Genomic DNA, 19,477 nt, shown 5'->3' on the forward strand with positions numbered 1-19,477 from the left:
CCAGCAGGTTCTAGAAGGACGGGCGACCACCGGGGGTGCTCACCAGGGTTCCGATCTTCTCACCGCGCACGGCCCGCGCGATGTTGCCCTCGGTCAGCAGGTTGAACACCATGATCGGCATGTTGTTGTCCATGCACAGGCTGAAGGCCGTGGCGTCGGCGACGTTGAGGCCGCGCTCCAGCACTTCCCGGTGGGTGATGTTGTCGAACATCAGCGCGTCCGGGTCGACCTTGGGGTCCGCGGTGTAGATGCCGTCCACGGCCTTGGCCATCAGGACGACCTCGCACCCGATCTCGAGCGCGCGCTGCGCGGCGGTGGTGTCGGTGGAGAAGTAGGGCATCCCTGCGCCGCCGCCGAAGATCACCACGCGGCCCTTCTCCAGGTGGCGCATGGCGCGGCGGGGGATGTAGGACTCCGCGACCTGGCCCATGGTGATGGAGGTCTGCACGCGGGTGTCGATGCCGTGCTCGCGCTCCAGGAAGTCCTGCAGCGCCAGGCAGTTCATCACGGTGCCCAACATGCCCATGTAGTCGGCGCGGCTGCGGTCCATGCCGCGCTGCTGCAGCTCGGCGCCGCGGAAGAAGTTGCCGCCGCCGATGACCACGGCGACCTGCACGCCTGTTCGGACGACCGCGGCGATCTGGCTGGCGACGGTCTGCACGACGTCCGGGTCGACCCCGACCCCGCCGCCGCCGAACATCTCGCCGCCCAGCTTCAGCATCACCCGGCGGTACCCGCCCGCCGCTTCGGCCTGCTCTACCCCTGCGCTCACCACGGGTCCTCCTCTGGACACGGCAAGGGCGGGGTTGCCACGCGACGCAACCCCGCCCTCACGCGGATCAGGCCTGGCCGACCTCGAACCGGGCGAAGCGGGTCACGGTGACCCCGGCCTCGTCCAGCACGGCCTTGACGGTCTTCTTGGACTCCGTCACGGAGGCCTGCTCCAGGAGCACGACGTCCTTGAAGAAGCCGTTCACGCGGCCCTCGACGATCTTGGGCAGCGCGGCCTCCGGCTTGCCCTCCTCGCGAGCGGTCTCCTCGGCGATGCGGCGCTCGTTGGCCACCAGGTCGGCGGGCACCTCGTCGCGGGTGAGGTAGCGCGGGCGCATCGCGGCGATCTGCATCGCGGCGCCGCGGGCGGCGTCCTCGTTGTCGCCGGTGTACTCGACCACGACGCCCACGGCGGGCGGCAGGTCGGCGGCGCGGCGGTGCAGGTAGGTGGTGACCGTGCCGTCGAAGACGGCGACCTTGGCCAGCTCCAGCTTCTCGCCGATCTTGGCGGAGAACTCCTGGACGACCGCGTCGACGGGCTTGCCGTCGAGGTCGGTGGCCTTGAGCACCTCGACGTCGGCCGGGCGGGTGGCCTTGGCGACCGCGACGATCCGGGCCGCGAGCTCCTGGAAGTCGGCGTTCTTGGCCACGAAGTCGGTCTCGCAGCGCAGCTCGATCATCACGCCGTCCTCGGCGACGACCAGACCGTTGGAGGTGGTCCGCTCGGCGCGCTTGCCGACGTCCTTGGCGCCCTTGATGCGCAGGATCTCGACGGCCTTGTCGAAGTCGCCGTCGGCCTCCTCCAGCGCCTTCTTGCAGTCCATCATGCCTGCGGCGGTGAGCTCGCGGAGGCGCTTCACGTCAGCGGCGGTGTAGTTCGCCATCGTGCGGTTTCCGTTCCTTCTGCGGGGTACGCGCGGGTGGTTCTGTGCGCACGCCGCGCCCGCTCGGTCAGCGGGCGCGGCGTTGCGGCGGATCAGGACTGAGCGGCCTCGGAGCCCTCGGCGGGCTTGTCGCCCGCCTCGGCGGCGGGCACGAGCAGCTCCTGCTCCCACTCGGCCAGCGGCTCGCCGGTGGCGACACCCGGCTCCGGCTTCTCGTCGGCGTTACCGCCCGTGCGCACGCCGGAGCGGGCCATCAGACCGGCGGCGGCGGCCTCGGCCACGACCTTGGTCAGCAGCGCCGCGGAGCGGATCGCGTCGTCGTTGCCGGGGATCGGGTAGTCGACCTCGTCCGGGTCGCAGTTGGTGTCGAGGATCGCGACGATCGGGATGTTCAGCTTGCGCGCCTCGCCGACCGCGATGTGCTCCTTCTTGGTGTCCACGATCCACACGGCGCTGGGCACCTTGGACATGTCGCGGATACCGCCGAGCGTGCGCTCCAGCTTGTCCTTCTCGCGGTTCATCATCAGGATTTCCTTCTTGGTGAAACCCTGGAAACCGCCGGTCTGCTCCATCGACTCCAGCTCCTTGAGCCGCTGGAGGCGCTTGTGCACGGTGGAGAAGTTCGTCAGCATGCCGCCCAGCCAGCGCTGGTTCACGAACGGCATGCCGACCCGCAGGGCCTCGTTCGCGATGGCTTCCTGCGCCTGCTTCTTGGTGCCGATGAACAGGATCGACCCGCCGTGCGCGACCGTCTCCTTGACGAACTCGTAAGCCCGGTCGATGTAGGTCAGCGTCTGCTGCAGGTCGATGATGTAGATGCCGTTGCGCTCGGTGAAGATGTAGCGCTTCATCTTCGGGTTCCAGCGCCGGGTCTGGTGCCCGAAGTGCACGCCGCTGTCGAGCAGCTGCTTCATGGTGACGACGGCCATGGCCGGTATCGCACCTCTTCGATCAGGCGCGCCCGCCGGGCGGGCACGCGGTGTCCGGTTGCACGCGGCGGACCGGGTGGCCCACCGCCCTGGTGCCCCGCCGCCGTCCGAACCGGGGGTCGAACTCACCCCCGGACCGCCGGACGCCGTGACTCGACCGCGGAAGGAACAGGTCGGATCTGCGTTGGCACGCGAAGTCGCCCCGCGCTCACACGGGCCGCGCAAGGAGTGTACGCCCGGAGCCCGCGCGACCACGAACCGACCCCGCGAGTTGTCCACAGGCGGGTGGGTTGTCCACAGGCGGGCCGTTCGCGCTGGCAGGCACGTGCCCGCGACGGCACGGTGGGCCCGTGACTCCCACGATGCGAACGCTCCTGGTCATGGCCTTGACACTGCTGGTCGCGCCACCCGCCGCGGCGGCCCCGGCGCGGTTCGGCTGGCCGCTGGCACCCCCGCACCCGGTGGTGCGGCCGTTCCAGCCACCCGCCACCCCGTACGGCCCCGGCCACCGCGGCGTCGACCTGGGCGCGCCGCCGGGCGCGCAGGTGCTGGCGGCGGGTGACGCGGTGGTGGTGCACGCCGCCGTGCTGGCCGACCGCCCGCTCGTCTCCCTGCTGCACGCGGGCGGCCTGCGCACCACCTACGAACCGGTGCACCCCACCGTGCGCCCAGGCCAACGGGTGAACCGAGGCACCCCGATCGGCACCCTGCGGCCAGGCCACCAGGGCTGTCCCACCGCGGCCTGCCTCCACTGGGGCGCCACCAGGGCAGCACTCGGAACAACCCCCAGGAGCCGCGACTACCTCAACCCCCTGCGCCTGCTCACCCCACCCCGCGTCCGCCTACTACCAGTCACACCAACTAGGCAACCCCCACCCGAAGCCACCCCAACCAGGTGACCACCACGCGAGGCCGCGCAGGCCAGGTGACCACCACGCGAGGCCGCGTCGGCCTGTCGGCATGCCTTTCGGAAAAATCACGCCCTTCGATTTTTCCGAAACGCGTGCCGATGGGCCGACTTCCAGGCGGCCGAGCCCGCCGCGCCGGAGGCGCGGCAATTCAACTCAGCTCGTTGAGCTTGGTGCGCAGTCTCAGCACGGCGCGGGTGTGCAGCTGGCAGACCCGTGATTCGGTGACGCCGAGGACCTTGCCGATCTCGGCGAGGGTGAGGTTCTCGAAGTAGTAGAGGGTGACCACGACGCGGTCGCGTTCGGCGAGCTGGGCGATGGCGTCGGCGAGCTGGCGGCGGCTGTCCTGGTCGACGAGGGTGGCCACCGGGTCTTCGGCGTCCTCGTCGGGCAGCGATTCGGCCAGCGAGGAGCCCACGCCGCCCGCGCTGCGCCCGGCGGCGATCAGCTCGTCCAGCGCCACCACGCTGGTGAGCTGGAGCTGCGCGTACAGCTCCCGCAACTCGTCCAGGCCGATCCGCAGTTCGGCGGCCAGTTCGCGGTCGGTGGGGGTGCGCTGGAGCTTGGCGCCGAGGCGTTCCAGCGCCCGCTCGACGTCGCGCGCCCGGCTGCGCACCGATCGGGGAACCCAGTCCTGGGAGCGGAGGTCGTCCAGGATCGCGCCGCGGATGCGCTGCATCGCGTAGGTCTCGAACTTCAGGCCGCGTTCGGGCTCGAACTTCTCGATGGCGTCGACCAGGCCGAAGATGCCGGACTGGATCAGGTCCGACACGTCGATGTGCGCGGGCAGACCGGTGCCCACCCGGCCCGCGACGTACTTGACCAGCGGCGCGTAGTGCAGCACCAGCCGGTCGCGCAGGGCGTTCTCGCGCGAGCGGCCGTAGGTCTGCCACAGCGCGATGATCCCGGCTTCCACGTCGTCGGTCGTGCGCGAGTCGGCGGCCGGGTGCGCGGGCCGCTGGTGGCCGTTGAACACCGCCCCACCGCCGGCATGATCGTCCGCCCCCGCCGGGGCTTGCGCCTGCGACGGGGTCCCCGAGCGTTCGGCGTGCGGGGAGGTCACGGTCGCGGTCCGCGAACGTCCCCCGGCGTCGTCAGGAACGGGGGTGGGTTCGGTCATGGATCGCCTTCAACCGTTCGACGGTGACGTGGGTGTAGAGCTGGGTCGTCGCGAGCGTAGCGTGACCGAGGAGCTCTTGGACGGTGCGCAGGTCGGCTCCCCCTTCCAACAGGTGCGTGGCCGCGGAGTGGCGCAGGCCGTGCGGTCCGGTGTCCGCCGGGTCGGGGACCGCACCCATGACATCGTGGACAACCCGCCTGGCGGTACGCGGGTCGAGCCTGCCGCCGCGCGCGCCCAGGAACAGCGCCCGCTGTGAACGGTCGCTGACCAGCGCGGACCGCCCGTGGTCCAGCCACTGCCGCAGTGCGCGTTCGGCCGGGATGCCGAACGGCACGGTCCGCTCGCGACTGCCCTTGCCCAGCACTCGGATCACCCTTTGGGAGTAGTCCACGTCGTCGAGGTCCAGACCGCACAGCTCGGCGACCCGGACGCCCGACGCGTAGAGCAACTCCACCACGGCCCGGTCACGCAGCGCAACCGGATCGTTCTGCTCCGCAGCCGCCTCGGCGGCCTCCAGGGCGGCGCGCGCCTGGTCCGGTCGCAGCACCGTCGGCAGGGTGCGGTGCCTGCGCGGGGCGGTCAGCCGCAGCCCGTGGTCCTCGCCGAGCAGACCGGCGCGGACCGCCCACGCGGTGAACGTCCGGGCGGCGGCCGTGCGGCGGGCGAGGGTGGTGCGGCTGGCGCCCGCCGCGTGCTGGGCGGCCAGCCAGGACCGCAGCCCGGCCAGGTCGACCGACTCCACGGTGGCGTCGGCGGGCGTGCCGCCCGAGAGGTGGACCAGCAGGGACACCGCGTCGCCCAGGTAGGCGCGGACCGTGTGCGGGGACAGGGACCGCTCCATCGCCAGGTGGCGCTCGTAGGCGGCCAGGGAGCCGCGCACGTCGTCGGGCAGCTCACCGCGCAGTCGGACGAGGTCTGCGCGGCGAGCCCTGGCTGGCGACGGGGACATAGCGTCAAACGCTGCGCCTGTCGGCGCTCCTGGTCAAGCATCGCCACGCCCTGTCGTGCGTTGGGAACGCTTCCAACCTGCGGCGTCCCGCTCGGCGAGGCCCACCAGCTCCAGTTCCGGCAGCAGGGCGCGCACCCTGGCCAGCTCGACGCCGGACTCCACCGCGATGGCCTCGGCGCTGCGCCCGCCCGCCAGGCCCAGCGCTTCGTGCACCCGCATCGCGTCGCCCTGCGGCGGTCCCGGCCCGTCGCACCGCCCCGCCCGCACCAGGTCGTCGCCGAGCCGACCGGTCGACTCGATCACCTCGGCGACGCTGCCGACCGCGACCGCCTCTCCGGATCTGAGCAGCTCGTGGCAGCCCTGCGAGCTGGCGGAGGTGATCGGCCCCGGCACGGCCATCAGCACCCGCCCCAGCGCCGCCGTCGTCGCGGCGGTGTTCTTGGCGCCGCTGCGCCTGCCCGCCTCCACCACCACCGTGCCGTCGCCCAGCGCCGCGATCAGGCGGTTCCGGGTGAGGAAGCGGTGGCGGGCCGGGGTGTGGCCCGGCGGGTACTCGCTGACCACGAGCCCCTGCCGCGGGATGCGCTCCAGCAGCGCCTGGTGCCCTGCCGGGTAGGCGACGTCCACCCCGCACGCGAGCACCGCGATCGTCCGCCCGCCCGCGGCCAGCGCGCCCCGGTGCGCCGCGCCGTCGATGCCGTAGGCCGCGCCGGAGACCACCGTGACACCGGCTTCGGCCAGCCCGAAGCCGAACTCGGCGGCCACGTGCTGGCCGTATCCGCTGGCCGCCCGGCTGCCGACCACGGCGACCGCCCGCTCGACCAGTCCGGCCAGGTCCGCGTCGCCGCGCACCCACAGGGCCAGCGGTGCCAAACCGCAGCGCAGGCCGTGCGAGGCGGCCACGGACAGGGCGGTGAACGGCCAGGCGGGCCACTCCTCGTCCTCGGGGACCACCAGCCTGCCGCCGATCCGGGCGACCCGCCGCAGGTCGTCCTCGGCCCGGTCCTCGGCGCGGCGGGCCGAGGTCTGGCTGTCCACCGCCGGGGGCACCTCCCCCCGGCGCACCAGTTCGGCCGCCCGGACCGGGCCGAGTTCCGCGACGAACGACGCCAGCGCCGGGGCCGGTGGCTCGGCCACGCGCGAGAGGTAGGCCCGCGCCAGGCGCAGCGCCCGCTCACCCCCGCTCACCCCGCCCTCCGCTCGCGGAACTGCAGGGCCGCGGCGACGTGGTCGGCCTCCGGTCGGTCCGCGCCCGCCAGGTCCGCCAGCGTCCACGCCACCCGCAGGCACCGGTCCGCGCCCCTGCCGGTCAGCGCCCCGACGGCCAGCGCGCGGTCGAGCAGCGCGGTGGTCGCCCTGGGCAGGGCGTGCTCGCGGCGCAGCACCGGGCCGGGCACCTCGGCGTTGGTCCGCCAGCCGTGGGCCGACCAGCGGGCCGCCGCCCTGTCCCTGGCCGCCAGCACCCGAGCGCGGACCACCGCCGTGGACTCCGGCTCGGCCACGTCCGCGCCGCTCATGGCGGTCAGCGGCCGCATCGTGACGCGCAGGTCCACCCGGTCCAGCAGCGGACCGGACAGCTTGCCCTGGTAGCGCCTGCGCGCGGCGGGCGGGCAGACGCAGTCGACCTCCTTCGGCGGGGCGCACGGGCAGGGGTTGGTCGCCAGCACCAGCTGGAATCTCGCGGGGTAGCGGACGATGCCGTCCCGCCTGGCCAGGCGGACCTCCCCCTCCTCGAGGGCGGTGCGCAGGGCCTCCAGCTTGCCCGGCCCGAACTCGCACGCCTCGTCCAGGAACAGCACGCCGCGGTGGGCGCGGCTGACCGCGCCGGGCCTTGCCAGCCCCTGCCCGCCGCCCACCAGCGCCGCTGGTGAGGCCGAGTGGTGCAGCGAGACGAACGGCGGGGTCGCCACCAGCGGGGACTCCGGGGTCAGCAGACCCGCCACGGAGTGCACCGCCGTCACGCCCAGGGCCTCCTCCGGTGACAGCGGCGGCAGCAGGCTCACCAGGCGTTGGGCCAGCATGGTCTTGCCGGTGCCCGGCGGCCCGGCCAGCAGCAGGTGGTGGCCGCCCGCCGCGGCCACCTCCAGCGCCCACCTGGCCTCGGGCTGGCCGATCACGTCGGCCAGGTCCAGCCCCTCGGGCACCGCCGCGACAGGCGCCGGGCCCGGCTGCGGCAGGACGTCGTCGCCGTCGAGCCAGGCGATCACCTCGGCCAGCGAGGCCGCGCCGAGCAGTTCCACGCCGTCCACCAGCGCCGCTTCGGGCAGGGAGTCGGCGGGCACCACGGCTCGGCGCAGGCCCGCCCGGCGGGCCGCCAGCAGCGCCGGGAGCGCTCCCCGGACGGGGCGCACCCGGCCGTCCAGCGCCAGCTCGCCCAGCAGCGCGGTGCCCTCCAGGCGCTCGGCGGGCACCGCGCCCGCCGCCGCCAGCACCACGCAGGCCAGGGCCAGGTCGTAGCCGGAACCGCCCTTGGGCAGCGTCGCGGGCGACATGCCCAGCGTCACCCGCTGGGTGGGCCACTGGTGCCCGCTGTTGCGGACCGCCGCCCTGACCCGGTCCTTGGACTCGTGCAGCGCCGCGTCGGGCAGGCCGAGCAGCTGGGTCCGCACCACGCCGACGCCGACGTCGGCCTCGATCTCCACCGGGACGCCGTCGACCCCGAACAGCGCCACCGACCACGCGCGTGCCAGCGCCATCACACGCCCCTGACGTGGCGCAGCCGCACCGGTCCGTCCGGCGGCCACTCCACCGCCACCACGTCGAAGCGCAACCGCACCCAGCCGACCCGGTACTCGGTCAGCCAGCGCAGCGCGACCCGCCGCACCCGGTCCAGCTTCTCCGGGGTCACCGCCTCGACCGGGTCGCCGCGCCCCGATCCGGACCGGCACTTCACCTCGCACACCACCAGCTGCTCGCCGTCGGTGGCCACCACGTCCAGCTCGCCCTCGCGGCAGCGCCAGTTGCGCGAGAGCACCACCAGGCCCTGCTCCTCCAGGTACCGGCAGGCCACGTCCTCGGCCTTGCGGCCCAGGTCGGCGGCGATCGCCTTGGCCGGTGCGGTCATGTCCCCTCCTCGGGTCAGTCGGTGATCCGACTGTGCCCACCGGGGGCGAGGCGATCCAGCGGCGGTCGCGCGGCTGTGGACAACCGGGGTGGCTGTGGACAACTCCGGGGACGACTCCGGCCGGGTCAGCCGGAACTGTCGGTGGGGTGTGCTAACGCCGGAAGGGGGTTCCTCCGCGGAGGAACCCCCTTCCGGACGACGAGCACTAGGAGTTGAACGGGCCGTCCTCCGGCAGCCGCAACTCGGGCTTGTCCAGTTCTTCGACGTTGACGTCCTTGAACGTGATCACCCGGACGTTCTTCACGAACCGGGCGGGACGGTACATGTCCCAGACCCACGCGTCGGACATCCGCACCTCGAAGTAGACCTCGCCGTCCGCGTTGCGGACCTGCACGTCCACCGAGTTGGCCAGGTAGAACCGCCGCTCGGTCTCCACGACGAACGAGAACTGGCTGACGATGTCGCGGTACTCCTTGTACAGCGACAACTCCATCTCGGTCTCGTACTTCTCGAGATCCTCTGCACTCATTACGCCTCCGCGCGGGTGCTCATCGAATCCGCGCCCCTCCTCGTCGCGAGCCTGCCACCGCCGATCTGCGGGGGTCCTCCATTCTGGACCACGCCGGCGCTGATCACCCCGCGCGCCACCCGGTGCGGTGGTTCCACGCCATGTCGAACCGCCGCAGCCGCCACGTTCGCATACGACCAGCGGTGTTGCGCACTCGGGCCGTGCTCCAGCAGCGCGGCGGTGTGCTCGGCGGTGCTGTAGCCCTTGTGCACGTCGAAGCCGTAGACCGGGAACTCCTCGTGCAACCCGGTCATGATCCGGTCCCTGGTCACCTTGGCCAGCACCGACGCCGCCGCCACGCAGGCGGCCACCCGGTCGCCCTTGACCACCGGCGTGCTCGGCGCGGTCAGGCCGGGCACGGGGAAGCCGTCGGTCAGCACGTAGCCGGGGTGCTCGGACAACTGGGCCACCGCCCGCCGCATCCCCTCGATGTTGGCCACGTGCACGCCGATCAGGTCGACCTCACTCGCCGGGACGACCACCACCGCGTAGTCGACCGCGCGCTCCAGCAGCAGGTCGTACATGCGGTCGCGGGCCGCCGCGGTGAGCAGCTTGGAGTCGGTGAGCCCGGCGAACCTCGCGGCGTCACCGGGTCTGAGCACGCAGGAGGCCACCACCAGCGGACCGGCGCAGGCGCCCCGACCGGCCTCGTCCACCCCGGCGACGGGTCCGAGGCCGCGCCGGTCCAGCGCGGCCTGGAAAGCCCAGATGCCCGCGGTCTGCCGAACCTGGGCGCGCGGCGGCTTGCGGATCACCCCACGACCCTATCCCAGCCTGGACCGCCGCAGCTTGGCCCGCGCGCGCTTGCCCAGCAGCAGCACCGGCCACGCCGCGGCGAACCCCACGCCCGCCGGGGCCAGGTCCTGCCACGCGGGCGCGCCGATGGCCTGCGCCTGCGGGTTGTGGTCGCTCACGGTCTGCCAGCGCGACGGGGGCAGCACCACCACGCGCGCCTTGCCCACCACGTTGTCCACCGGCACCAGGCCGCCCTCGCGCCCGTCGCCCTGGCAGCGCGAGTCGCACGAGTCGTTGCGGTTGTCCCCCAGCACGAACAGGTAGCCCTCGGGGATCTTCAGCTCGGCGAAGGACTCCTGGACCGTGCTGCGGCCGGGCTCCCAGTACAGGTACGGCTCCTCCAGCGGCTTGCCGTCCACCACCACCCGGTTGCGGGCGTCGCAGCACTGCACGGTCTGCCCGCCGACGGCGATGACCCGCTTGACGAAGTCCTCCTCGTTGGCCGACGGCAGCCCGATCAGCGTGCCGAGGCCGTTGAAGAACCTGGCCACCGGGCTGGTCGGCTCCTGGGTCACGAAGTCCTGGTTTACCCACGTGTCGGGCCCGTGGAAGACCACCACGTCACCCGGCGCGGGCTCGCTGAAGTCGTAGGTGATCTTGTCGACCAGCACGCGGTCGCCGTAGCAGTTCGCGCAGCCGTGCAGCGTCTGCTCCATCGACTCCGACGGGATCATGTAGACCCGCGCCAGGAAGGTCTGGATCAGGAAGGCCAGGCCGACCGCCACCACGACCAGGATCGGCAGTTCGCGCCAGAACGAGCCCTTGCGCTTGTGCTTGCCCGCCTTCCGGGCGCGCCTGCGCCACGCCTCGACGGCCTCCTCGTCGGAGGAGCGCTGGGGGTCCTCGTCGGACGAGCCACGGGACGGTGCGACGTCTACCACTCCCCCAGCGTACCGATCAGGTTCGGGAGGGGCCGGTCAGCCGCTTGCGCAGCCGCCGACCGAGGAACAGCACCGGCCACGCGGCGAGCACGCCCGCGCCCGCCGGGACCGCGCCCTGCCAGGCGGGCGCGCCCATGGCCACCGCCTGCGGGTTGTGGTCGCCGATGCCCTGCCAACGCGACGGCGGCAGCACGATCACGCGGGCCTTGCCGATGACGTTCTCCTCCGGCACGGTGCCCGCCTCGCCACCGCCGCCCTGCTTGCGCGAGTCGGTGGAGTTCGTGCGGTTGTCACCCATCACCCAAAGGTGTCCCTCGGGGACCTTCACGGGCGCGAACGGCTCGTGATCGGCCGGGGAGGTGCCGGGCTGCCAGTAGATGTACGGCTCGTCCAGCGGCTTGCCGTCGACCTTGACGCGGTGCTGCTCGTCGCAGCACTCCACGGTCTGCCCGCCGACGGCGATGACCCGCTTGACGAAGTCGCGCTCGTCCGGCGGCGCGAGGCCGACCAGGGACAGCACGGTCTGCAGGCCGTGCACCACGGGGTTGTCCGAGCGCTGGGAGACGAAGTCGTTGCCCCAGGCGTCCGGGCCGCGGAACACCACGACCTCGCCGGGCTCGATCTCGCTGAAGTCGTAGACCAGCTTGTCGACCAGCACCCGGTCGTTCGAGCAGTCGGGGCAGCCGTGCAGCGTCTGCTCCATCGACTGCGAGGGGATGACGTACACCCGCGCCAGGAAGGTCTGGATGAGGAACGTCAGCACCAGGGCGGTGGCCGCCAGCACGAGCAGCTCGCGCCACAGCGGAGGCTTCTTCTTCGCCTCGCCCTGGTGCTGGGCGGCCGAGTCCGCTGGGGACTCGGCCGCGCCGGGACGATCCTGGTCGCCTCCGTCGGCGGAGGGGCGCACGGGGTCTGCCACGTGGGGCAGACTATCCGTGTCGCGTGAACCCGCCGTCAGGAGGCCGGCTTCGCCTCGCGCTTCTCCTTGATCTTGGCGGCCTTGCCGCGCAGGTCGCGCAGGTAGTACAGCTTCGCCCGGCGGACGTCGCCGCGCGAGGCGACCTCGATCTCGGCGATGTTGGGCGAGTGCACCGGGAAGGTGCGCTCCACGCCGACGCCGAACGAGACCTTGCGGACGGTGAAGGTCTCGCGGATGCCGCCGCCCTGACGGCGGATCACGACGCCCTGGAACACCTGGACCCGCTCGCGGGAGCCCTCGATGACGCGGACGTGGACCTTCAGCGTGTCGCCCGGCCGGAAGCTCGGGATGTCGGAGCGCAGCGACTGGGCGTCAAGAGCGTCCAGGGTGTTCATCGGTGGTCCGTCCTCGTCCTCACGTGTATTGCGTACTCCCCCAGGGCGCGTTCCATGTCAACTACCAGCTTGGGGGCGGGCTTGCGGCGCACGCCGGACGTACCCGGCTGCAGCAACCTGTCCAGTGTGCCAGACGACCAGCGTCCGCACGAAATCGGGTGCTGGGTGAACCGGCGACGCCGGGTAGTGGTTAACGGCCCCGCGGCGCGGGTCGGGTGGTACTTGCTTGCGTTCGGGTGTCGAGCAGCTTGCGGTCGTGCTTGTCCAGCGCGTCCTCGGGGAGGGCGGCCAGCAGGTCGGGTCGCCGCTCCAGGGTGCGCAGCAGCGCCTGGTCGCGCCGCCAGCGGTCGATGGCCTTGTGGTTGCCCGACCGCAGCACCTCGGGCACCGCCAGGTCGCGCCACACCTCGGGCCGGGTGTAGCTGGGGCCCTCCAGCAGGCCGTCGGAGAACGAGTCCTGCGCGGCCGAGGCCGGGTTGCCCAGCACACCGGGCAGCAGCCGGGCCACGGCCTCCACCATCACCAGCACCGCGACCTCGCCGCCGACGAGCACGTAGTCGCCGATGGAGACCTCGTCCACGCGCATCCGGCGGGCCGCGTCGTCCACCACGCGCTGGTCGATGCCCTCGTACCGGCCGCAGGCGAAGACCAGGCGCGGCTCGGCGGCGAACTCGTGCGCCAACTCCTGGGTGAACGGCCTGCCCGCGGGGGTGGGCACCACCAGGCGGGGGGTCTGGCCCGCGCACACCTCGTCCAGCGCCTCGCCCCACACCTGGGGCTTCATCACCATGCCGGGACCGCCGCCGTACGGGCTGTCGTCCACGGCCTTGTGCACGTCGTGCGTCCAGTCGCGCAGGTCGTGCACCTCGACGCTGATCAGGCCCCGGTCGATGGCCTTGCCCAGCAGCGCGGCGCGCAGCGGCTGGAGGTACTCGGGGAAGATGGTGACGACGTCAATCCGCATCGAGCAGGCCCTCTGGCGGGTCCAGGACGACGCGGCCACCGGCCACGTCCACGGTGGGCACGATCTCCCGCACGAACGGCACCAGCGCCTCGCCGCCGCCCTCGCGGCGCACGACCAGCAGCTCGCCGCCGGGGCCGTGCACGATCTCCAGGACGGTGCCCACCTTCGTGCCGTCGGCCAGCTCTGCCGACAGGCCCTCCAGCTCGTGGTCGTAGAACTCGTCCGGGTCACCGGTGGGCGGCAGGTCCTCGGTGCGGCCGAACAGCAGCGTGCCGCGCAGCAGCTCGGCCACGTCGCGGGTCAGGACTTCCTCGAAGCGCACCAGCAGCCGCCCGGCGTGGTGCCGGGCGGCTGCGACGGTGAGGTTGCGAGACGTGCCGTCGCGCAGCTTCGCGACCAGGACCGAGCCCAGCGCGAACCGCGTTTCCGGCGAATCGGTGCGCACGTCCACGGCGAGCTCGCCGTGGATGCCGTGCGCCTTGGCCACTCGGCCGACGACGACGTCCATGCGTGCGCTCAGCGGTCGGTGTCGACCACGTCGACGCGCACGCCACGACCCCCGATGCCCGCCATCACGGTGCGCAGCGCGGTCGCGGTGCGGCCGCTGCGGCCGATCACCTTGCCGAGGTCGTCCGGGTGGACGTGCACCTCGAGCGTGCGACCGCGACGGGTCGTGACCAGGTTCACCCGGACCTCGTCCGGGTGGTCGACGATGCCCCGAACGAGATGTTCCAGGGCGTCAGCCAACAAGCTCACGCCTCGTCCTTGGCTGCCTCGGCGGCGGGCTCGGCGTCGGCCTTCTTGGCGGCCTTCTTCTTCGGGGTGGTCGCCTCGGTGGTGGGCTCCTCACCGGCGGCGGCCAGCGCGGCGGCGAACAGGTCCGCCTTGCTCGGCTTGGGCTCCTTGACCTTCAGGGTGCCCTCGGCGCCGGGCAGGCCCTTGAACTTCTGCCAGTCGCCGGTGATCTCCAGCAGGCGCTGGACGGACTCGGTCGGCTGCGCGCCGACACCCAGCCAGTACTGGGCCCGCTCGGAGTCGACCGCGATGAACGACGGCTCCTCCTTCGGGTGGTACTTGCCGATGGTCTCGATGGCCTTGCCGTTGCGGCGGGTGCGAGCGTCGGCGACGACGATCCGGTAGTACGGCTGACGGATCTTGCCAAGCCGCTGCAGCTTGATCTTGACGGCCACGGGTGTGGGTGCTCCTCAGGCTCTCGTTTTGCTCACGTGCGGGCACTCCCTCACCCGAGTGGGGCACGGGTGGTGAAAGCCCAAATGTCTGGGCGCCACGGCACGGTGAGAGGGACCGGCCTCGGCGAACAACCAGCCATTCTGCCAGACGTGGCTAGTCCGCGACGAATCGGCCCGGCACGACGCCCGCCTCGACCAGTGCCGCGCGGACCGCGCGGGCGTGCCGGACGGCGCCGGGGGTGTCCCCGTGCAGGCACAGCGAGTCGACCTCGACGGGCACCGCGGAACCGTCCACGGCGATCAGCTCCCGCCGCTGGGCCAGCCGCACCGCCCGCTCCACCACGGCGTCGGTGCTGGTCAGCAGGGCGCCCGGCTGGGAGCGCGGGACCAGCGTGCCCTCCGGGGTGTAGCCGCGATCGGCGAACGCCTCGCGCACCGCGCGCAGCCCGGCCCGCTCGGCCGCCTCCAGCAGCCGCGAGCCGGGCAGGCCCAGCACGGGCAGCTCGCCGAACGCCCGCACCCCCGCCACCACCGCCCGCGCCTGCGCCTCGTGGTGGACGGTGGCGTTGTAGAGCGCGCCGTGCGGCTTCACGTAGAGCACCCGCGTGCCCGCCGCGCGGGCGCACGCGTCCAGCGCCCCGATCTGGTAGAGCACCTCGTCGGCCAGCTCGGCCGGGTCGGCGTCGATGAACCGGCGGCCGAACCCGGCCAGGTCGCGGTAGGACACCTGCGCGCCCACCGCGACGCCGCGCTCGGCCGCCGCCGCGCACACCCTCCGCATCGTCGACGGGTCGCCCGCGTGGAACCCGCAGGCCACGTTGGCGCTGGTCACGACGTCGAGCAGGGCCTCGTCGTCGCCCAGCCGCCAGATGCCGAAGCCCTCGCCGAGGTCGCTGTTGAGATCCAGGTTCACGCGGGCATCGCCCCCAGGGTGACCAGCAGCAGGGTGAGACCGGGCAGGAAGTTGTTGATCACGTGCGCCACCACGCTGGCGGTGAGCCTGCCGGTGACCAGCCGGGCGATGCCGATGGGCAGCGCGATGACGATCAGCAGCGAGGTGCGCAGCGGCTCCAGGTGGCTGGCCGCGAAGATGAGCGTGGTCAGCACGAACGCCGCCCACCGGCTCCAGCCCTGCCGCTCGATCGCGCCCCACAGCAGGCCGCGGTAGATGATCTCCTCGCACACCGGCCCGACGAAGCAGACGTAGAGGAACATCGCGACGGCCGCGCCCAGCGGCAGCGACGCCCCGTCCACCAGCTCGCCGATGGCCGAGGTGGCGTTCTGGTCGCCGACCAGCCGGGACCAGGCCAGCGCGGCCACGTAGGTCAGCGCCAGGCCGAGCAGGCCCAGCTTGAGCCCGACCTTCACGTCCGCCCAGTCCCAGCGCAGCCGCAGGTCGGTCAGCGGCCCGTTGCCGCGCAGCCGGGTGATCACCACCGCCACGGCCGCGGCCAGCACGGTGGGCACCATCGAGCCCACCAGGATGAAGGTCACCGACGAGCCGATGTCGGTGCCGGAGGTGCGGGCCAGCGCGGTGATGAACACCGCGGACAGCACGAAGACCGCCTCCACGAGCAGGAAGGCGCCGAAGCCCCAGCGCTGCCCCGCCCGCTGCTGCGGTTCGCGGCCGACCGCGCGCACGCTGGCGATGAGCCCCGGTGGCGGTTCATCCGGTGGGTTCACGAGCCATCACCCCAGTCAGGAAGCGCCTGCGTACAGGTAGGCCGCGGGCAGCAGGTTGTTGGTGGCGTGGGCGATCACGCTGGCCGGCACCCGGCCGGTGATCAGGCGGGCCGCGCCGATCGCCAGGCCCTGGGCGAAGAGGCTGACGGTCCGCCACGACTCCTCGTGCAGGAACGCGAAGATCAGCGCGGTCAGCCCCAGTATGGCCAGCGGGGGGACGCGGTGGTGCTCCAGTGCGCCCCAGAGCGCGCCGCGGGTGAGCAGCTCCTCGGTCAGCGGAGCGCCGACGACCACGAACAGCGCCGCCAGCGCGAGCCACACCGACTTCCCGCCCGACAGCGCGCCGATCTCCTCCAGCGGGCTGCTGGTGTCGCGGCGCAGTCGGAGGAGCACGACCCCGAGTACCCACGCGGCCAGCAGGGACAACCCCCCGCAGGCCAAGCCGACCTTGACGTCCCGCGCGGTGGGGACGACGCCGAAGTCGCGGCGCGGGCCCCCGCCGCGCCACCAGGACAGCACCACCGGCCCCAGCCCCAGCAGCGCGTTGGGCACGAACAGCAGCAACAGCAGCGGGCCGAGCACCGGCGGGTCGGCGATGTCGATCTCGGCGAAGCGGTCGGCGCTGACCGCCGTGATCAGCAGGGTGGCCAGGTGGTAGCCGCCCAGGCCCGCGAAGAAGGCAGGGAAACCCCAGTGCGCCAGAGCGGTCCGCCGCGGTTCCTCCACTCGACCGAACGTACTGGCACGCCCGCGCGGGGTGGCCAGCAGGACCGCACAAGATCACCCTGACGGCCGCACCCCGTGCGCCGTCAGTGGATTCGGCCGCGCAGCATCACCAGGTCCGGGTGGCGCAGCACGCCGAGGTCGCGGCGCGGGTCCTCCCGGTAGACGACCACGTCCGCCGCCGCGCCCTCGACCAGCGACGGGAAGCCCAGCCACTCCCGAGCCGCCCAGGAGGCCGCGCCGATGGCCAGGGTCGTGCTCATGCCCACGCCGTGCAGCGCCGCGATCTCGTCGGCGATGCGGCCGTGCGCGATGCCGCCGCCCGCGTCGGTGCCCGCGAACACCGGCACCCCGGCCTCGACGGCGGCGGCCACCGTGGCCCGGTTGCGGGCGTGCAGGTCCAGCATGTGCCGGGCGTACACCGGGTACTTCTCCGCGTTCGCCGCGATGCCGGGGAACGTCTCGATGTTGATCAGCGTGGGCACCAGGGCGGTGCCCGCCCTGGCCATGGCGGCGATGGCGTCGTCGGTCAGGCCGGTGCCGTGCTCGACGCAGTCCACGCCCGCCGCCAGCAGGCCCGGCAGCGCGTCCTCGCCGAACACGTGCGCGGTGACGCGCGCCTTGGCCTCGTGCGCCACCTTCACCGCCTCGGCCAGCACGTCGTCCGGCCACAGCGGGGCCAGGTCGCCGGTGGACCGGTCGATCCAGTCGCCGACCAGCTTGACCCAGCCGTCGCCCTCGGCGGCCTGCTCGGCCACGACGGCGGGCAGCGCGGCCGGGTCCTCGACCTCCACGCCCACGTACCGGGTGTACCGCTTGGGGCGGGCGATGTGCCTGCCCGCGCGGATGATCCGGGGCAGGTCCAGCCGCTCCTGCAGCGGGCGGGTGTCGATCGGCGAGCCGCAGTCGCGGATCAGCAGGGCGCCCGCGTCCCGGTCCGCCAGCGCCTGGTCGACGGCCTCGGGCAGCTCGACCGCGCCCTGCGGGCCCAGGCCGACGTGGCAGTGCGCGTCGACCAGGCCGGGCAGCAGGTAGCCGCCGTCGACCACGGTCCGCGCGCCGGGCACGGGCCGGGTCCGGATGCGCCCGTTGACCACCCACAGGTCGCGCGGCTCGTCGTCGGGCAGCACGACGCCGCGCAGGTGCAGACCGCTCACTTGCCGAACTTCAGCTTCGACGGGTCGAAGTCGGGCGGCAGCTGGTCCAGCGAGCCCAGGCCGGGCGGCAGCTGGGGCATCCCGCCGCCGGGGCCGCCGGGCACGCCGGGGAACATGCCGGGCGGGAACCCGCCGCGCACCTTCGGCGGCGTCGGGCCGCGCCCCTTGCCCTTCTTGCCCTTCTTGCCCTTGGCGCCCTTCTTGCCCTTGCCGCCGCCCGGCAGGCCGAACCGGCCCGCCATCTGCGACATCATCTTGCGCGCCTCGAAGAAGCGGTTGACCAGGTCGTTGACGTCGCTGACGCGGACACCGGAGCCGTTGGCGATGCGCAGCCGCCGGGAGGCGTTGATGATCTTGGGGTCTTCGCGCTCCGCGGGCGTCATGCCCCGGATGATCGCCTGCACCCGGTCCAGGTGCTTCTCGTCCAGCATGGCCAGCTGGTCCTTCATCTGGCCCGCGCCGGGCAGCATCCCCAGCAGGTTCGCGATCGGGCCCATCTTGCGCAGCGCGAGCATCTGCTCCAGGAAGTCCTCCAGCGTCAGCTGGCCGGACCCCATCTTCACCGCGGTGGCCTCGGCCTGCTCGGCGTCGAACGCCTGCTCGGCCTGCTCGATCAGGGTGAGCACGTCGCCCATGCCCAGGATGCGCGAGGCCATCCGGTCGGGGTGGAAGACGTCGAAGTCCTCCAGCTTCTCCCCGTTGGAGGCGAACAGGATCGGCTGGCCGGTCACCTCGCGCACGCTCAGCGCGGCACCGCCGCGGGCGTCGCCGTCGAGCTTGGTCAGCACCACGCCGGTGAAGCCGACGCCGTCGCGGAACGCGGTCGCGGTGTTCACCGCGTCTTGGCCGATCATGGCGTCGACCACGAACAGGACCTCGTCGGGCTGGACGGCGTCCCGGATGTCGACGGCCTGCTGCATCATCTCCTCGTCGACGCCCAGCCGTCCGGCGGTGTCGACCACGACCACGTCGTGCTGGGCCCGGCGGGCCTCGTCGATGCCGCGCCGCGCCACCGACACCGGGTCGCCCACGCCGTTGCCCGGCTCGGGCGCGAACACCGGCACGCCCGCGCGCTCGCCGACCACCTGCAGCTGGGTGACCGCGTTGGGGCGCTGCAGGTCGCAGGCCACCAGCAGCGGGGTGTGCCCCTGCCCGCGCAGCCACCTGGCCAGCTTGCCCGCCAGCGTGGTCTTGCCCGCGCCCTGCAGGCCGGCGAGCATGATCACCGTCGGCGGGTTCTTGGCCAGGTTCAGCCTGCGGGTCTCGCCGCCGAGGATGCCGACCAGCTCCTCGTTGACGATCTTGACGACCTGCTGGGCCGGGTTCAGCGCCTGGGAGACCTCGGCGCCCTTGGCGCGCTCCTTGACCTTGGCGATGAAGGCGCGGACGACGGGCAGCGCGACGTCGGCCTCCAGCAGCGCCACCCGGATCTCCCGAGCGGTGGCGTCGATGTCGGCCTCGGACAGCCGCCCCTTGCCCCGCAGGTTCTGCAGGACCGAGGTGAGCCGGTCGGAAAGGGTGTTGAACACGGTGCCGCCAGACCTCGCACGTCGTCGGTGATGAGCCACCCGCCAGGG

General features: G+C 72.9%; 23 protein-coding genes. 1 reads left to right on the forward strand and 22 read right to left on the reverse strand.

All coding sequences use genetic code 11. From position 1 onward, the window contains the following. Positions 1-10 precede the first annotated feature (10 nt). The 3 genes from pyrH to rpsB all read right to left on the reverse strand — a co-directional run bounded on the left by pyrH (position 11) and on the right by rpsB (position 2,584). On the reverse strand, positions 11-721 hold the full coding sequence (gene pyrH / locus JOF41_RS23380) for a UMP kinase (RefSeq protein WP_229795489.1): 711 nt from the start codon (positions 719-721) through the stop codon (positions 11-13). A gap of 118 nt (positions 722-839) precedes the next feature. Beyond that, positions 840-1,655: a translation elongation factor Ts gene (gene tsf / locus JOF41_RS23385; RefSeq protein WP_189222883.1), complete on the reverse strand. Its 816-nt coding sequence runs from the start codon at positions 1,653-1,655 to the stop codon at positions 840-842. Between the two features lie 92 nt (positions 1,656-1,747). Next, a complete protein-coding gene (rpsB, locus tag JOF41_RS23390) occupies positions 1,748-2,584 on the reverse strand; it encodes a 30S ribosomal protein S2 (protein ID WP_189222882.1) in 837 nt (278 codons plus the stop codon). Positions 2,585-2,964: 380 nt separating this feature from the next. On the opposite strand from rpsB, the gene JOF41_RS23395 reads away from it, so the two are divergent. After that, positions 2,965-3,483, forward strand: coding sequence for a M23 family metallopeptidase (locus tag JOF41_RS23395; protein ID WP_244989665.1), 519 nt, complete (start codon positions 2,965-2,967; stop codon positions 3,481-3,483). 160 nt (positions 3,484-3,643) lie between these two features. On the opposite strand, the gene JOF41_RS23400 is transcribed toward JOF41_RS23395, so the two are convergent. The 19 genes from JOF41_RS23400 to ffh all read right to left on the reverse strand — a co-directional run bounded on the left by JOF41_RS23400 (position 3,644) and on the right by ffh (position 19,429). Beyond that, positions 3,644-4,612, reverse strand: coding sequence for a FliA/WhiG family RNA polymerase sigma factor (locus JOF41_RS23400; RefSeq protein WP_189222880.1), 969 nt, complete (start codon positions 4,610-4,612; stop codon positions 3,644-3,646). Beyond that, positions 4,587-5,561, reverse strand: a complete 975-nt coding sequence (locus JOF41_RS23405; RefSeq protein WP_209621977.1) for a tyrosine recombinase XerC — start codon at positions 5,559-5,561, stop codon at positions 4,587-4,589. Before JOF41_RS23405 ends, JOF41_RS23400 begins: the two co-directional genes overlap by 26 nt. A 33-nt stretch (positions 5,562-5,594) precedes the next feature. Next, positions 5,595-6,749, reverse strand: coding sequence for a DNA-processing protein DprA (gene dprA, locus JOF41_RS23410; protein WP_209621980.1), 1,155 nt, complete (start codon positions 6,747-6,749; stop codon positions 5,595-5,597). Continuing rightward, positions 6,746-8,257 carry a YifB family Mg chelatase-like AAA ATPase gene (locus JOF41_RS23415; protein ID WP_209621983.1) on the reverse strand — a complete coding sequence of 504 codons (1,512 nt, stop codon included), beginning with the start codon at positions 8,255-8,257 and terminating at the stop codon, positions 6,746-6,748. The genes dprA and JOF41_RS23415 overlap by 4 nt, the downstream gene beginning before the upstream one ends. Then, positions 8,257-8,625, reverse strand: a complete 369-nt coding sequence (locus JOF41_RS23420) for a YraN family protein (RefSeq protein ID WP_189222876.1) — start codon at positions 8,623-8,625, stop codon at positions 8,257-8,259. The genes JOF41_RS23415 and JOF41_RS23420 overlap by 1 nt, the downstream gene beginning before the upstream one ends. A 205-nt stretch (positions 8,626-8,830) precedes the next feature. Next, entirely contained in the window at positions 8,831-9,154 is a 324-nt protein-coding gene (locus JOF41_RS23425; protein WP_033431454.1) for a DUF2469 domain-containing protein, read from the reverse strand. After that, positions 9,154-9,948: a ribonuclease HII gene (locus JOF41_RS23430; protein WP_189222875.1), complete on the reverse strand. Its 795-nt coding sequence runs from the start codon at positions 9,946-9,948 to the stop codon at positions 9,154-9,156. Before JOF41_RS23430 ends, JOF41_RS23425 begins: the two co-directional genes overlap by 1 nt. A gap of 9 nt (positions 9,949-9,957) precedes the next feature. After that, the gene (gene lepB / locus JOF41_RS23435) at positions 9,958-10,869 is read right to left on the reverse strand and encodes a signal peptidase I (RefSeq protein WP_189222874.1); all 912 of its coding nucleotides are present in this window, start codon (positions 10,867-10,869) and stop codon (positions 9,958-9,960) included. 16 nt (positions 10,870-10,885) lie between these two features. Continuing rightward, complete coding sequence (gene lepB / locus JOF41_RS23440) at positions 10,886-11,788, reverse strand: signal peptidase I (RefSeq protein WP_307867510.1); 903 nt, start codon at positions 11,786-11,788, stop codon at positions 10,886-10,888. A 35-nt stretch (positions 11,789-11,823) separates the two neighbouring features. After that, positions 11,824-12,183, reverse strand: a complete 360-nt coding sequence (gene rplS / locus JOF41_RS23445) for a 50S ribosomal protein L19 (RefSeq protein WP_073896548.1) — start codon at positions 12,181-12,183, stop codon at positions 11,824-11,826. Positions 12,184-12,373: 190 nt separating this feature from the next. Then, the gene (gene trmD / locus JOF41_RS23450; RefSeq protein WP_209621986.1) at positions 12,374-13,147 is read right to left on the reverse strand and encodes a tRNA (guanosine(37)-N1)-methyltransferase TrmD; all 774 of its coding nucleotides are present in this window, start codon (positions 13,145-13,147) and stop codon (positions 12,374-12,376) included. Further along, on the reverse strand, positions 13,137-13,655 hold the full coding sequence (gene rimM / locus JOF41_RS23455) for a ribosome maturation factor RimM (RefSeq protein WP_189222872.1): 519 nt from the start codon (positions 13,653-13,655) through the stop codon (positions 13,137-13,139). Before rimM ends, trmD begins: the two co-directional genes overlap by 11 nt. Before the next feature lie 8 nt (positions 13,656-13,663). After that, positions 13,664-13,903 (reverse strand): RNA-binding protein, encoded by a 240-nt coding sequence (locus JOF41_RS23460; protein WP_015804618.1) that lies wholly within the window; start codon positions 13,901-13,903, stop codon positions 13,664-13,666. Beyond that, positions 13,900-14,337, reverse strand: coding sequence for a 30S ribosomal protein S16 (rpsP, locus tag JOF41_RS23465; protein WP_189222871.1), 438 nt, complete (start codon positions 14,335-14,337; stop codon positions 13,900-13,902). The genes JOF41_RS23460 and rpsP overlap by 4 nt, the downstream gene beginning before the upstream one ends. A 154-nt stretch (positions 14,338-14,491) precedes the next feature. Next, positions 14,492-15,250, reverse strand: coding sequence for a LamB/YcsF family protein (locus JOF41_RS23470; protein ID WP_189222870.1), 759 nt, complete (start codon positions 15,248-15,250; stop codon positions 14,492-14,494). Next, the gene (locus JOF41_RS23475) at positions 15,247-16,020 is read right to left on the reverse strand and encodes a CPBP family intramembrane glutamic endopeptidase (protein WP_189222869.1); all 774 of its coding nucleotides are present in this window, start codon (positions 16,018-16,020) and stop codon (positions 15,247-15,249) included. The genes JOF41_RS23470 and JOF41_RS23475 overlap by 4 nt, the downstream gene beginning before the upstream one ends. Positions 16,021-16,035: 15 nt before the next feature. Next, a complete protein-coding gene (locus JOF41_RS23480) occupies positions 16,036-16,746 on the reverse strand; it encodes a CPBP family intramembrane glutamic endopeptidase (protein WP_209621989.1) in 711 nt (236 codons plus the stop codon). Between the two features lie 83 nt (positions 16,747-16,829). Beyond that, positions 16,830-17,900, reverse strand: a complete 1,071-nt coding sequence (locus JOF41_RS23485; protein ID WP_209621993.1) for an amidohydrolase family protein — start codon at positions 17,898-17,900, stop codon at positions 16,830-16,832. Then, positions 17,897-19,429 carry a signal recognition particle protein gene (gene ffh / locus JOF41_RS23490; protein ID WP_189222867.1) on the reverse strand — a complete coding sequence of 511 codons (1,533 nt, stop codon included), beginning with the start codon at positions 19,427-19,429 and terminating at the stop codon, positions 17,897-17,899. The genes JOF41_RS23485 and ffh overlap by 4 nt, the downstream gene beginning before the upstream one ends. Positions 19,430-19,477 lie beyond the last annotated feature (48 nt).

The sequence above is a fragment of the Saccharothrix coeruleofusca genome (genome assembly GCF_017876325.1).
Lineage (GTDB): Bacteria > Actinomycetota > Actinomycetes > Mycobacteriales > Pseudonocardiaceae > Actinosynnema > Actinosynnema coeruleofuscum.

Bases quoted from the DNA above. Each gene is read 5' to 3' on its own strand.
- pyrH (WP_229795489.1), bottom strand. From the start codon at position 721: ATGCTGAAGCTGGGCGGCGAGATGTTCGGCGGCGGCGGGGTCGGGGTC.
- tsf (WP_189222883.1), bottom strand. From the start codon at position 1,655: ATGGCGAACTACACCGCCGCTGACGTGAAGCGCCTCCGCGAGCTCACC.
- rpsB (WP_189222882.1), bottom strand. From the start codon at position 2,584: ATGGCCGTCGTCACCATGAAGCAGCTGCTCGACAGCGGCGTGCACTTC.
- JOF41_RS23395 (WP_244989665.1), top strand. From the start codon at position 2,965: ATGGCCTTGACACTGCTGGTCGCGCCACCCGCCGCGGCGGCCCCGGCG.
- JOF41_RS23400 (WP_189222880.1), bottom strand. From the start codon at position 4,612: ATGACCGAACCCACCCCCGTTCCTGACGACGCCGGGGGACGTTCGCGG.
- JOF41_RS23405 (WP_209621977.1), bottom strand. From the start codon at position 5,561: ATGTCCCCGTCGCCAGCCAGGGCTCGCCGCGCAGACCTCGTCCGACTG.
- JOF41_RS23415 (WP_209621983.1), bottom strand. From the start codon at position 8,257: ATGGCGCTGGCACGCGCGTGGTCGGTGGCGCTGTTCGGGGTCGACGGC.
- JOF41_RS23420 (WP_189222876.1), bottom strand. From the start codon at position 8,625: ATGACCGCACCGGCCAAGGCGATCGCCGCCGACCTGGGCCGCAAGGCC.
- JOF41_RS23425 (WP_033431454.1), bottom strand. From the start codon at position 9,154: ATGAGTGCAGAGGATCTCGAGAAGTACGAGACCGAGATGGAGTTGTCG.
- rplS (WP_073896548.1), bottom strand. From the start codon at position 12,183: ATGAACACCCTGGACGCTCTTGACGCCCAGTCGCTGCGCTCCGACATC.
- trmD (WP_209621986.1), bottom strand. From the start codon at position 13,147: ATGCGGATTGACGTCGTCACCATCTTCCCCGAGTACCTCCAGCCGCTG.
- rimM (WP_189222872.1), bottom strand. From the start codon at position 13,655: ATGGACGTCGTCGTCGGCCGAGTGGCCAAGGCGCACGGCATCCACGGC.